At 40.4% G+C, this 14,102-nt stretch carries 11 protein-coding genes; 3 read left to right on the forward strand and 8 right to left on the reverse strand.

Features of this window, described 5'->3' with window-relative positions:
- Positions 1-105 precede the first annotated feature (105 nt).
- The 3 genes from cgtA (at position 106) to QQK06_RS12445 (ending at position 2,831) form a co-directional block, all read left to right on the forward strand.
- Entirely contained in the window at positions 106-1,263 is a 1,158-nt protein-coding gene (cgtA, locus tag QQK06_RS12435; RefSeq protein ID WP_284245020.1) for an Obg family GTPase CgtA, read from the forward strand.
- 166 nt (positions 1,264-1,429) lie between these two features.
- Complete coding sequence (folA, locus tag QQK06_RS12440) at positions 1,430-1,921, forward strand: type 3 dihydrofolate reductase (RefSeq protein WP_284245022.1); 492 nt, start codon at positions 1,430-1,432, stop codon at positions 1,919-1,921.
- Between the two features lie 19 nt (positions 1,922-1,940).
- A complete protein-coding gene (locus QQK06_RS12445; protein WP_284245024.1) occupies positions 1,941-2,831 on the forward strand; it encodes a radical SAM protein in 891 nt (296 codons plus the stop codon).
- Positions 2,832-2,906: 75 nt separating this feature from the next.
- Here the strand turns inward: QQK06_RS12445 and QQK06_RS12450 are convergent, their stop codons facing one another.
- The 8 genes from QQK06_RS12450 to QQK06_RS12485 form a co-directional block, all read right to left on the reverse strand.
- Positions 2,907-4,820 carry a M6 family metalloprotease domain-containing protein gene (locus QQK06_RS12450; protein ID WP_284245025.1) on the reverse strand — a complete coding sequence of 638 codons (1,914 nt, stop codon included), beginning with the start codon at positions 4,818-4,820 and terminating at the stop codon, positions 2,907-2,909.
- Between the two features lie 250 nt (positions 4,821-5,070).
- Positions 5,071-7,089: a methyl-accepting chemotaxis protein gene (locus tag QQK06_RS12455; RefSeq protein ID WP_284245026.1), complete on the reverse strand. Its 2,019-nt coding sequence runs from the start codon at positions 7,087-7,089 to the stop codon at positions 5,071-5,073.
- Between the two features lie 146 nt (positions 7,090-7,235).
- Positions 7,236-8,057 carry a symmetrical bis(5'-nucleosyl)-tetraphosphatase gene (locus tag QQK06_RS12460; protein ID WP_284245027.1) on the reverse strand — a complete coding sequence of 274 codons (822 nt, stop codon included), beginning with the start codon at positions 8,055-8,057 and terminating at the stop codon, positions 7,236-7,238.
- A gap of 123 nt (positions 8,058-8,180) precedes the next feature.
- Positions 8,181-8,552, reverse strand: a complete 372-nt coding sequence (gene apaG, locus QQK06_RS12465; RefSeq protein WP_284245028.1) for a Co2+/Mg2+ efflux protein ApaG — start codon at positions 8,550-8,552, stop codon at positions 8,181-8,183.
- Between the two features lie 17 nt (positions 8,553-8,569).
- A complete protein-coding gene (gene rsmA, locus QQK06_RS12470; protein WP_284245029.1) occupies positions 8,570-9,388 on the reverse strand; it encodes a 16S rRNA (adenine(1518)-N(6)/adenine(1519)-N(6))-dimethyltransferase RsmA in 819 nt (272 codons plus the stop codon).
- Between the two features lie 31 nt (positions 9,389-9,419).
- On the reverse strand, positions 9,420-10,403 hold the full coding sequence (pdxA, locus tag QQK06_RS12475) for a 4-hydroxythreonine-4-phosphate dehydrogenase PdxA (RefSeq protein WP_284245030.1): 984 nt from the start codon (positions 10,401-10,403) through the stop codon (positions 9,420-9,422).
- A gap of 10 nt (positions 10,404-10,413) precedes the next feature.
- A complete protein-coding gene (gene surA / locus QQK06_RS12480) occupies positions 10,414-11,694 on the reverse strand; it encodes a peptidylprolyl isomerase SurA (RefSeq protein ID WP_284245031.1) in 1,281 nt (426 codons plus the stop codon).
- A 19-nt stretch (positions 11,695-11,713) separates the two neighbouring features.
- Complete coding sequence (locus QQK06_RS12485) at positions 11,714-13,993, reverse strand: LPS-assembly protein LptD (protein WP_284245032.1); 2,280 nt, start codon at positions 13,991-13,993, stop codon at positions 11,714-11,716.
- Positions 13,994-14,102 lie beyond the last annotated feature (109 nt).

Genomic DNA, 14,102 nt, shown 5'->3' on the forward strand with positions numbered 1-14,102 from the left:
TTAAAAATCGAAAATGTTAAATTACTATCCTTTTTATAGTAATTAAGTGGCTAAAATCGCTTATAATACATACAAGCAGTTTATTTTGGAGTGTTTTATAACACCATGAAATTTGTAGATGAAGCAGAAATTCGTGTCGAAGCTGGTGATGGCGGTAACGGCTGTGTCAGTTTTCGCAGAGAAAAATATATTGAGTTCGGTGGTCCTAATGGTGGCGACGGTGGTGATGGCGGCGACGTTTACCTAATTGCTGATGAAGGACTAAATACTCTAATAGACTATCGCTTTGAACGTTTTCATCGAGCACAACGTGGTGAAAATGGTAAAAGTCGCGATATGACAGGTAAAGGTGGCTCAGATTTATATCTTAAAGTACCTGTTGGTACAAGAGCTATCGATGTTGATACAGAAGAGTTAATTGGCGACCTTACTAAGCATAAGCAAACACTTATGGTAGCTAAAGGCGGCTGGCATGGTTTAGGTAATACGCGCTTTAAAAGCAGTACTAACCGGGCGCCTCGTCAAAAAACTGATGGCACCCCGGGTGAAATTCGTGGTTTGAAGCTTGAATTGCTACTCTTAGCTGATGTCGGTTTACTTGGTTTACCGAATGCGGGTAAATCAACCTTAATCCGTAGTGTTTCAGCGGCGAAACCGAAAGTTGCGGATTACCCGTTTACCACTTTAGTACCTAATCTTGGCGTCGTACGCTTGGATGCTCAGCGCAGTTTTGTTATTGCTGATATTCCAGGATTAATTGAAGGTGCTGCTGATGGTGCCGGCTTAGGCACTCAGTTTTTAAAACACCTTGAACGTTGCCGTGTGTTGTTACATGTCGTTGACATTATGCCCGTTGATGGTTCCGATCCGTTAGAGAATGCTAAAACCATTATTAATGAATTGGAATGCCACTCGGCCAAGTTAGCTGATAAACCTCGTTGGCTAGTACTCAATAAATTCGATTTGTTGCTAGAAGAAGAAGCGGACGCCTTAGCGAAAGAAATTGTTGAAGGATTAAACTGGCAAGGGGAAGTGTTTCGTATTTCTGCCTTTAATAAGCAAGGTACTGATGAGTTATGCCGAGAATTAATGGACTTTATTGACACTATTCCTGGTGAAGTTGAAGAAACGCCGGAAGAAAAATCAGTTGAGTTTAAGTGGGATACCTACCATCAGGAAGCAGTTGAAAATTGGGATGATGATCTTGATGACGACGACTGGGATGAAGATGAATATGATGTTGAAGTAGAGTATCGTCGATAACATTCATTTGGAATTATTAGTATATTAGGCTTATTGGGATCCCAATAAGCCTTTTTTGTTTTTATTCATTACTTCTTAGAGGTAAAGAAGCTGAGGTAGGTATATATTTTGTCTATTGGTGCAGCATGATAGAATTGCTTTACCGTTGAGTTTATAGAATACGAATATGACCATTCTTTCCATGATAGTTGCCCATGCCGATAACCGAATAATTGGTAAGGACAATGATATGCCTTGGCATTTACCGGCCGATTTAGCCTACTTTAAAAAAACCACGTTAGGTAAACCTGTGGTGATGGGTCGAAAAACCTTTGAATCTATTGGTCGTCCGTTACCTGGCCGACAAAATATCGTGATTTCCCGTGATCAAAACTATCAGGCAGCAGGAGTTGATGTCGTCAGTTCTGTTGAACAGGCACTTAAATTAGCCGGTGATGTTGAAGAAATTATGGTGATTGGTGGGGGTGCTATTTATGCGCATTGCTTACCTTTTGCAGATCGCCTTTATGTCACTCAAATCAAAGCTGCAATTGATGGAGATACTCAATTTCCCACGTATGAGCAGGGAAATGATTGGCAGCTAGTGTCTTCCGAGCTATATCAGGCGGATGAAAAAAATGCCTATGATCTCGATTTTTGTGTTTATCAACGTAAGTAACTTGGGGTAAATAATTACAGTGTACCCACTTAGTTATATCGAACCCGTATTTCGTCCTCCTAGTGAATGGAAAAGCCTGATCTTACAAGTCACAAATGGTTGTTCATGGAACCAATGCACCTTTTGTGAAATGTATACGGCAGAGCAAAAAAAATTTCGTCCTAAAAAAACAGACCAAATCGAGCAAGAGTTACAGAGTATAGCTGCTTCAGGCATACCGGTTCATAGAGTATTTTTAGCCGATGGTGATGCCATGATGTTGCCGTTCAATCGCTTGAAAGAAATACTCTTACTTATCAAGCAGTATTTACCACAAGTAACGCGAGTTTCTAGCTATTGTTTACCAAGAAACTTAAAAAATAAAACCGTTGAGCAGTTGCATGAATTAAGCTTGTTGGGCTTAAAGCTCATGTATATTGGTTGTGAAAGTGGTGACGATCAAGTATTAGCATTAGTTGAAAAAGGTGAAACTTTCGAAAGTTCGCTCGAAGCACTCAATAAAATAAAGCAGGCGGGGATGAAAAGTTCGGTGATGATACTGAATGGTTTAGGTGGTCCTAAGTATTCGCAGCAGCATGCTGTTAACTCCGCTAAGTTGATGAATGCCGCCCAGCCAGACTACTTATCAACACTGGTGGTCTCTTTCCCGTTGGGAGAGGAGCGATTTGCTCAAGGGTTTAATGGCGAGTTTCGTCAATTAAGCCAGCAAGAGTTATTTCAAGAAATGCAATGGTTGTTGCAGGAGCTTAAACTTGAAAAAACGATTTTTCGCTCAGATCATGCATCAAACTATTTAGTGCTAAAAGGGATTTTAGGGCAAGACAAAGAGAAATTGCTAGCGCAAGTAAATACCGCCTTAACTGCCCCTTCAGAAGTACAATTACGACAGGAGTGGCAACGAGGTTTGTAGTTTTTTAAATTAAACAAATTTAAAGGCCTTATCGCTCAAGCGATAAGGCCTGATTTCTTTAGAAGTTAATATTGATTAAATTTTAACTTCGTTACTGTAAGCTGATTGGGCTGTAGTATTTATCGCTTTTATACGATATTTGAACGTACCTGAACCTGGAGTGTCGTTAAAGCTCGTGGTATTAGCAGATACGGTTGCTAAGGTGCTAAAGCTACATGTTTTGTTGCCGCCCTTACCTGTTTCTTGACAACGTTCGATAATAAACTGATCTTCATTAGCAGAGTTATCTTGCCAGTTTAATGATGCTGTTTTAATCGCATTTTTACCTTTTCCTGATGTTTGTACACTAATTGTTAGGTTAGTTGGAGCTGGTAAATCACCTCCCGTTGTATCACAATTATTGAGACAAAAGGTCATGGTTGAGGCAGAATTACTGATACTGGTAATCGAATTACCTGTTTGGTTAATCATACCACTTTGGTAGGTATCTGTATTTGGGTAGCCGTCAGGACCTTGATTTAAGGTGTTATTGCCTTGTCCATGAAAAACATCGCCAGCATCACCTCTGTTTGTACCTTTTTCGAGTTCATAAGCGCCATCAGCTTGTAATAAAGCCACCTGATAATGGTTACCATTTTCTGGCCAGCGGCGTTGTCCTGGATAGCCTTCAGTATTATGTCCTGTTTGCTCATCAATATGCCAAATAGCTAAGCCACCTTGTGGAACTGTACAATCAAAGCCAGAGTTTTGACGATTTTCTACTAACAGGTATTCTCCGTTTGGAAAGCCTTTAGTGATTTTATATACGTCTGGATTCTGCTCGGCTTGACGTAAGCTATATTCACCATCACTACTGATAATTTGAGGTGAGTACCAGCCTAATTGTGTTTTACTCCAAGGAGAGAAGTGAGGAGGGCAGTATTGTGTGCCTTGAAAATCCCATGAGTTAGCCATAAGACCGAATGAACCAATACCAGCGCCGCCGCCGTCAGTATCGTATAAATCAGGTAAACCAAAGAAATGACCAGTCTCATGCGCAATTACACCAATACGACCAATTTCTGTGCCTGAAGTACTCCAAAGTGCTGGACTGATGTGATAGTCGTTTACGGTAACGCCTTCTTCAGATGTCCAAGCAGAGCTCTGCATTGCCCAACGATGTGACCAAATACGATCGTTTTGGCTTGCCCCATCAGCGTCTGTTCCGCCCCATTCAGCACCATAGCCAGAATGTAAAAATGCAATAGCGTCTATTGTACCATCGCCATCAGAATCAAAATCGTTAAAGTTAACCGTTTGATCAAGTTCGGTTAATGCTTCGCGCAATCCTTCCCATAATGTTTGATCACCTGATTGACCATTGGCGTAGTACGCTTCAGTTTGAGATAAGGTGATCCATGCATATACGGTTGAATTTAATTGAAACTGGCCGTAGGAATTTTCAAGGTATAAATCACGAATGCTGCCGGTTGGTGCTAGGTTTGCGTCACCACCAACCGCATTGAATAATGTATCTATATCATTGACAGAAGGTAAAGCTCTTGAGGTATGATCAGCAAAACGTATCAAAACCACTAAATTATTAACTGCTCCTACTGGGAGCACACCTTGTTTGGTTTCATTGTCAGCAAGTTTTTTAGCAGACTCAGCTTGTACAGCAGCCGAAGGTTTCAATCCTTTTTGTAAACCTAGCGCTTTCGGGTTAGCTTTGCCAACGATGTGCGAAGACGCCTTTAAACGACCATTATTATCTTTCTTAGCATATTTATACCAACCTTGATGTTTTACTATGGTGTAACCATTATTATCTTCGTTCCAGTGAAAGTGTTCATCACCTTTTACTCTAAGTTGGATGATAGTGCCGTCCGGTTGCTTGTCTAAAACTAAGTGTGGACTCGCTTGGTTTGCTAATGCTAAAGGCGATAAAGCAAGTTGACAGCTTAAGCCTAATGCTGCAGCTATGGTGGCTAATTTAGATTTAAATTTCATGATTTAATTCCTTCTCAATATTCGTTATTTTTATCAGATAAAAGACTAGTAATGCGGGACACTAAATCTCTTAGGCTATTAATTGCATGATTTGGAAAAGTTACTTAGCGAATTAGCGACAATTTTTCATTCATTTGCGACTAATACCAATTTGATTAATAAAAGAACAATGATATTGATAGTTGATAGGGATTTTTTTGCGCAATAAAAAACCGCCTATTGGCGGTTTTTTATTAAAGCTAATTTTAAATTAAAGTTTAAATTCTTGCACCGATAACTGCAATTCTTCGGCTAGTCTTGCGACTTCGCTGCTAGAATCTGCTGTTTGCTTCGAGCCGGCAGTTGTTTGTTCGGCGATTGCAACGATTGATTCCAAGTTTTCACTGATTTCATGGGCAACAACACTTTGTTCTTCTGCCGCTGTTGCTATTTGTGAACTACGATCAAATGCTTCGTGTACTGCGTGTGTGATGGTTTCCAATGCAGCATCAGCTTCTTCACTTTGCACAACACAGTCTGACGCTTGCCTTTTACCCGTTTCCATCACTGCTACTGCTTTTTCTGCTCCAGTTTGCAATACTTCAATCATGTTTTGAATTTCTTGCGTAGATTCCTGCGTGCGACTTGCCAGCGTTCTGACTTCATCGGCAACTACGGCAAAGCCTCGACCTTGTTCACCTGCACGTGCTGCTTCAATTGCTGCGTTTAACGCTAATAAGTTAGTCTGTTCTGCAATACCGCGGATAACGTCGAGAATTCCGCCAATGGATGCGCTGTCTTGCTGTAGTTTGTTAATAACTTGAGACGCATCTTCAACTTCTTTCGCCAGCTGTTCTATCGTTTGACGGTTTCTGTCTGAAATGCCTTTAACACGCTCTGCTTCATCATCGGCCTGCTTGATTTCACCTAAGGCGTCATTAGCACTTGAAAGTACGCTCTGTGAGGTACTGCTCATTTCCGTGGTTGCCGATGCTGCCTGCTCCACTTGTGTACGTTGCTCTTCGATTGCTGTCGTACTTTGCGCGGTAACTGCAGAAGTCTGCTCAGCTGCCGTTGCTAATTGCGTTGAACGACTGACAATACCATTGATCAAGGTTCTTAAACTGTCTATTAATAAGTTACAGTTTTTCGATAATTGAGCAAACTCATCTTTACCGCTTTCATCTAGCTTACGTGATAAATCGCCAGAAGAGACAACATTAAGCATGTCGTTAACTCTGGAAAGAGGTCGGGTAATACTGATTAAGGTAAACCAGGCAATAGTGACGGCGACACCAACTGACGCAAGCATAATAATCCAGGTAATACTGTTACCACTAGACACTGAATCAGCTACTAACGCGCTGGTTTCTTTAGTGGTTTTGTCAGCTAAATCTACCTGTTTTTTTAGAATTTCATTGGCATGCTCAATGTCTTTTTCTGCCGCGGTCAATTTTTCAGTTGCTACGGCAATGGCATTAACCTGTGTCTTTTTATTAATGAAGATGCTGTCACTACCTGTGAGCAGCTCATTAAGCTCAGCAATGGTGTTGTCGAGAGAATCTGCTATATCAGTTACTCCATTGAGGGCTAATTCGTTTTTAATCTCATCACTAATACGGATAACTTCGTTATAGGTATTAGTGATTTCGCCTTCAACTAGCTCAATCGATTGGCTGTTTTTCAAATCCCTAAATTCAAAGCCAGAGGCCACTATGCTGTTTAGTTGGGTTTCTAATCGTTCCCCTAAAGTAACAGCCCTTTGTAATTTAGAATCCGCTAAATCATGATCGGCGAGATCTAGCATTAAGGTTGCGGCATCATCTGCCTTTTCTTCTAAGACATCAATTTTATCAATTAATGTGCTGAATTGCTCAATACTGACCTTACGATTGACAAATACATTATCGATATCGCTTAACAAGGTTTGGTAAACTGAATCGACCTGATTAAGGTTACTCAGCAATGAATTTTCTTTTCTGACAATTCCCTTTAAGTTTTTCAGATCCTGACTAAATCCTGCTTCTAACTGTTGAAATGAGGTCAAATTTTCACTTAGTGGTGGTAATTCGCTCTGATAATACGCTTTAAGTGTTAAACCGCCTATTTTTTCAAGTTTAATCGCTAATTGATTACTTTCGCTTAATGTTGGGATCGCTAACTCACTTTGCTTGAGTGTGGCAGAATCAATATTGCTGAGGTTACTGAGGGATATGATACTAGTTAGAATAAGTAAAACGGAGATGGTGGCGAAACCACCGATTATTTTCATTGCAACAGTTAGGTTCATTGAATTCACCAATTTGTTATTAAGTCAGGGTGTTGTAAAGGTATGTGATATTGTTTTTAGCAATTACGTTATCGACATTACATCAAAATACCTTAACAAACTTTAGTATAACAAGCCAAATAAGAATTTCACTTTTAGTGATTGCTTTATAGCAAGTTTCTTTGTGATGGCTCAGTAAAAAGTCTTTTATCGTGCCAACGTAGCAACGTTAGATCACCACCCCAGACACAACCAGTGTCTAAGGCAAATAAGTTGTTATGCGGGACTTCTCCCATTAATGCGGCCCAATGGCCAAAAATCCAATAGCAGTTTTGTAACTGATTTGTTGCTAACTCAAACCAGGGCTTTAAATGTTTGGGGCTATCTTTAGGAGACAGTTTGTTATGAAACTCCAGTGCGCCGGAAAGTTCACAATAACGCATTCGGGTAAAGGCATTAATGGTATAGCGGAATTTATCTTCTTTTGATTTTACCTGATTCCAGCTATTCGGTTGTTCACCATACATTCTAGCAAGCCATTTATCGCGTTTTACAGAGTTGAGTTTTTTCTGTGCGAATTCAGCCATTGCTACTGCCTGTTCTATTGTCCACTGGGGGGGCAGGCCGGCATGTGACAGGTAGACATCTTCTTCTGGTAGTTTTCTCAGTAAAGGCTGGGATGCCAGCCAGTTGATTAATTCAGCAACATCTGGGGCAGATAATAGCTCGTCCAATTTATCATTGGCTTTTGCCTTTTTTAAGCCGACATAAGTCGCAATAAGGTGCAAATCGTGATTACCTAATACGGTTTTAAAACTATCCCCTAGTGAATAAAGGTATTTTAATGTTGCGTACGAATCAGGTCCTCGAGCGACTAAATCACCTGCGGCCCATAATTGATCATCGCTAGGGGTAAAATTGACTTGCTTAAGTAAGGCTCTAAGCTCACGATAACAACCTTGAATATCCCCAATAAAATAGATTGCCATAATTAACCTGAAACTTGGATAATAACTAGTCTTGTGTTTAGAAAACGTTTTATTGTGGAAATTAAAGCGTTTTTACTTGTTAAGTTATTCATATAATTAGCTGAATTATTATCCATGCGGTGTTTAATTTAAAATATTGGGTTGAGCTAACCGAAATACTGGTATAGCCACATCAAACATTTGCTTATCCGGGTCGATAAACTGGTAATGCCCTTCCATCGTGCCGACAGGGGTTTTTAATATACAGCCGCTGGTATATTCAAAATGCTCGCCTGGAGCGATAACCGGTTGCTGACCAACAACTCCTTCACCTACGACTGTTGACTTATCGTCATTAGCGTCTGTTATTAGCCAGTAACGTGATAGCAATTGCGCGCTCTTGCTACCATGATTAGTGATAGTGATGGTGTAGCTAAAAGTGTACCTTTGTTCTCTTTCATTGGACTGCTGCGGAATAAAGGCGGTTGTTACCGAGACGTTAAAGTCATCATTCATAGGTTATTGTATGTTGTCTATTTTTCTGTTGTTACTGGATTATCATCAACAAAGTTAGCTAATGCAATATAATCATTTAAGGTTAAATTTTCCGGACGCAAACCAGGATCTAACCCCAAAGAGGTTAGCTGTTCTACATTGATCAGTTTTTTAAAGCTGTTTCTGATGGTTTTTCTGCGTTGATTAAATGCAGTTAAGCATACGTGGTTCAGCGTCGTTATATTTTTTACCGGATTACTGATGGTTTTATGTGGGATCAAGCGCACAATGGCTGAATCCACTTTTGGTGGTGGCTGAAAGGCTTCAGGGCCAATTTCCATCACTGGCAATACTTGGCATTGATATTGGGTCATAATCGATAATCGGCCAAAGGCTTTACAATTATGTCCTGCAGCCATACGTTCAACCACTTCCTTTTGTAGCATAAAATGCATGTCTTTGACTTTATCTTTAAACGACAGTAGGTGAAAAATCAGTGGTGTGGAAATGTTATAAGGTAAATTCCCAAAAATACGTAACGGCTTGTCTGTACTGGCTAAACTAGCAAAATCAAATTTAAGTGCATCTTGTTCATAGATGGTTAAATGTTTGGCTAAAAATGGGTGGTGGCGTAAACGATGTGCGAGATCGCGATCAAGTTCAACCACAGAAATATCACCAGCGCGTTCTATCACTGGCTCTGTTAAAGCACCAAGCCCAGGACCTATCTCGATTAAATTATCATCAGGCTCCGGATTAATAGCATCGACAATCTGGCTAATAATAGCTTCATTATGAAGAAAATTTTGACCAAAGCGTTTTTTTGCTTGGTGGCCTAAATGAGAGTTTTTACTCATGTTACAGTGTTGCTCCGCAGGTAGTAATTTATCACTGCTGATTATTGGCTAAAGTGATTGCCGTTGTTATTGCTTGATAGAAACTACCAGGATCAGCCTGATTGGTGCCAGCGAGTTCAACCGCTGTCCCATGATCAACTGAAGTGCGAATAAAAGGCAATCCTAAGGTAATGTTAACTGAGTTACCGAAGCCTTTATATTTTAGCACTGGCAGTCCCTGATCGTGATACATGCTTAAAATTGCATCGGCATCGTTAAGATATTTTTCCTGAAAAATAGTATCCGCGGGTAGCGGACCAATCGCGTTAACCCCTTGTGCTCTTAATTGCGCTAAGGTTGGTTCCATTACTTCGATTTCTTCGCGGCCAAGGTGTCCGCCTTCGCCAGCATGTGGGTTGATACCACAAACATAAATTTTAGGCTCTTTGATGCCAAATTTAGTGATCAGATCCTGATGCAAGATAGTGGTCACCTTGGTCAGACGTTCCGGTGTTATCGCTTTAGAAACATAAGCAAGCGGGATATGCGTGGTGACTAATGCAACACGCAGGCCTTCGGTTGCCAGCATCATTACCACATCAGAGCAATTTGCCTGGTAGGCAAAATATTCGGTATGACCACTAAATGCGATACCAGCCTGATTGATTAAGCCTTTATGTACAGGGCCAGTAACAACAGCGTCAAATTCACCGCTGATATTTTTTTCACAGGCAATGCGTAAGGTTTCGACCACATAATGACCGTTAGCTGCGTCCAGTTGGCCAGCTATGCATGGAGCCTCAAGCGGTACTGGTAATACGGTTAGGGTATTAGCAGCTTGTGGTGTAGGCTCTTTATCTGGTTGATACTCCTGAATTTGCAATGTTAACCCTAATGCAGAGGCTCTTTGTTGCAATAATTCTGGGGAAGCGACTACAACGATCTCTACCGGCCACGATTTTTGTGCCATCATGATGGCTAAATCAGGACCAATACCTGCGGGTTCTCCCGGTGTTACAGCAATGCGTTTTACCATAGCTAGCGTCCTAATCCATCATCTCAATATAGGCCTCATCGCGTAGTTCTTTGAGCCAGCGCGCGCTTTCCATAGAAAATTTTCGTTTATATAACAATTGGTAGGCACGGTTTTCATTCATCTGTTGTGTCGCATCTAAGGTGCGACGGCCGGTGAGTTGGGCTATATGCCAGCCAAACGATGTACGAAACGGCATTGAAATTTCATCTATTTTTAATTTAGCTAGTGCGTCGGCAAATGCTGGATCCCAAACTTTCGGATCTGTCCAGCCGAGTTCCCCACCTTTGACAGAGGTTGGTCCGTCTGAATGCTCTTTCGCCATTTCACCAAAGTCGGCTTCACCCGCCAAAATCTGTTCTCTAAACTCTTTTAGCATTTGTTCGGCTTTAGCGTCACTTAAAATTATCGAAGGTTCGATCAAAATGTGGCGCGAATTAATTTCTTCAACTTCGACTATTTGGCGACCGCGAATATCGAGAATTTTCACTATGCTAAAACCAAGGCCGGTACGAATTGGTCCAAATACTGACCCTTTATCTTTCCCATCGATGATTTCTGAAAACAGGGTCGGCATTTCATTAATGTTCTTCCAGCCTAAATCTCCACCTTTTAACGCTTCGGCGCCACCTGATGAAGCAATCGCTATTTTGGTAAAATCACTGCCTTTATTAAGCAATTCGATGACTTTGTCAGCACGTTCTTTTGCTGCATTCATATCTTCTTGTGTTGGTTCAGGCGGAAATTCGATGAGTATATGCCCCAATCGGTATTCGATATCGTTATTGGTTTGTTGTTTCATTGCTGAAAGCAGGTTAGTAATTTCTTGCGGTGAAATATAAATACGACGGCGAACACTGTTACGTTTGACTTCACCGGAAACTAATTCGTTACGGACATTTTCGCGATATTTTTCATAGTCCAGTCCTTCGCTTACGATAGATTGACGAAACTCTTCTAATGTCAATTGGTTGCCTTGCGCCATATTGGTTAAGGTTTGATCTAATTGTGCATCACTGATCTGGATCCCCATTCGTTCACCAATTTGTGCAATGAGTTGATCATTGATCAGCTTATCCATGACCTGAACGCGTAACGCTTTATCACTTGGTAAGCTTTGATCGTTTTTGCTTGCCTGTGTTTTGATATTGGCAATTAACTCTTTAACTTCTGATTCTAATACCACCCCTGAGTTTACAACTGCGGCGACTCTATCTAATTCAACTTCCTTTGCCTGGGGACTTGTACCCATAAGCAAAGCGGATAATGCACAAATTTTTAATATGGTTTTCATTTAAGTTCTATATCTATCATTAATTGTTGAGAAAATAAGGGCGTTTATAACCAAATATACTGGAATTAAACATTTCATCAGTTGTTACCGGTTTTTGTTCGCCACCTAATCCTTTTATCACAAACTGTATCATGAAACCGCTATCGAATTCATCGCGGTTTTCACTATTAAAGTTTTGCTCGTCTAAATTTGAATTAATATGTCGATGATACGCAAAGCGTATTGCCCAACAGCAACTTTGGTATTGCAAACCAACATAGCTTTCCAAACTTCTTTTCTTTTGTAAGTCTTGTGTTAAACGTCCGACAAACTGCCAATCTTTATTTATTGCAAGGTTAGCCAGTAAAGAAACTTGTTCGAGACTCGTACCTGAGACATTACGAGTGTATCTATGGTTCAATTGAATTGAGCGGTTTTTATCAAACAGGTAATCTAAAGTACTTTGACTTTTATTGGTACTGTTATTTTTAGTGTTATATTGAATATCACCACTAAACTGCCAATGACGGTTTATCTGCATAAAGACTTCAGTTGCTAGCGCTGACTCATCGGTGTTGATACTTTGCTCATTATTGAGGGGGCTGTTGCTGTTATTGAGATAAACAATACGACCAACACTCATGCGGAATACTTCTTCACTTAACGGATTTAGAATGCGGCTGGTTAGTCCCCAGGAGTATTGATTTGCTTGGGCTATCCTGTCTAAACCACTAAAACGTTTATCACGAAACAGGCCGTTATAATCGTCTTGTAAGCTGGTTGTATCGTAAAGCGCAATATTATTTTGCTCTTCGTCAGGAATATAGAGGTATTGTAATTGAGGTTCTAACGTTTGAGTGTAGTCACGTTTGCCGAATCTCATTGGTCGGTCGAAATTAACCCCACCGTGAAAACGTATTTTCGGTAAAGTGCGGGAAACATTTTTTTCCAGCTGACTATGATTAGCGATACGTTTTTGATAATAATTCGTTTGCAGTAATTTAAACTCTGAATTAAAAAACCAAGCCGGTGTTGAATACGGAAAGATGGTACCAGCTTCTATATGATAACGATCTGCCTCCGGTAGGGCTAAATTGTCACTTTGAAAGCGGGTGATTTCTGAATAAATATCAAATCGACCATTGAGAAATGATAGCGGCTGAAAACTTTTAAATTCGATATGAGGCAGGGTTTTATAGCTGGTTTGATGATTCCCTAGCACTTCAAAATCTTGCAGTAATATTTTTGCCTGCCAATTTTCTTTAAAGTAGGCCAGTTCCGCTATTTGGTATAAATAAGCATCGTTAGAGTTATATTGTTCACTGTTAATATCCACTAAATAGTTGTCATCACTGATGGTGGTATAGTCTACGTAGGCACGGAAATTATCAGAAAAGGTGCCAATATGCTGGAGGCGTGCTAAATAACGGGCATCGTTACTATTTTTTAATTCATCATCTTTATTAAGGTACTCAATATTAATTGCCCCTTGCTGTAAGCCAGATAAATAGCGAAATTCAGATAACAATTGGACGCCGCGTTTTGACATATATCTTGGCGTTAGCGTGGCATCCATATTGGGGGCGATATTCCAATAAAAAGGCAGCTCTACGGTTAGGCCAGAGCGGCTGCTAGTACTGAGCTTAGGGTATAAAAATCCCGATTTTCTTTCATTATTTACCGGAAATGAAAAATACGGAATATATAATACAGGTACGCCAAACAACTTGAATCTGGCGTTATAGGCTTCGCCATGATTTTCTGTCATTGAAATATTAATTTCACTGGCTTGCAATTGCCAATCTGGCACTTCGCCATAGCAAGTAGTAAAGCTGGAATCAACTAAGCTTAAGGTACCATTTGCAGTTACAGCTATTGTACCTGCCTGGCCATGGCCAGGGTTATTGGCCAACTGATAAGCTGAGTCTGTTAATACCGTCGCTCTTAGTTCTTTACTTGCCTTGAGTTGCGAAGCAAAGATATCGACCCCTTGATTTTGAAAGTGAATATTCCCTTGAGCGTTCACAAACGAGGTTAACTGGTTTATTTCTATTTCGTCGGCAACAACGGTATGATCTTTTTTTAACAGAGTGACACCGCCTGAAAATTTGGCAAACTGGCCTTTTTCTATTACAGACTCATTTGACCAGATATTAATGGCGTTAACGTCAATGAGACCTTTGTCTGGTTGAATTTTTGAATAACTAGGCACCGGACAGATAACAGGCGTATTAGTAGCGGGTACAGAAGATTGGGCGGTGACTTGATAACTAGTTAATGTGCCAATAAATAATAATAGCGATGTACGAAAAAAAGGCATTAACGGTCCGGGAAATAGTATTTATTGTTAGCTGTTTTACAGGGATTAACCATAAAAGAGCGCATCAGTCATTATTTTAACGTTAAACTCGTTAATAATATAGCAATTT

The sequence above is a fragment of the Thalassotalea insulae genome, from assembly GCF_030161395.1.
In the GTDB taxonomy this organism is placed as follows: domain Bacteria; phylum Pseudomonadota; class Gammaproteobacteria; order Enterobacterales; family Alteromonadaceae; genus Thalassotalea_E; species Thalassotalea_E insulae.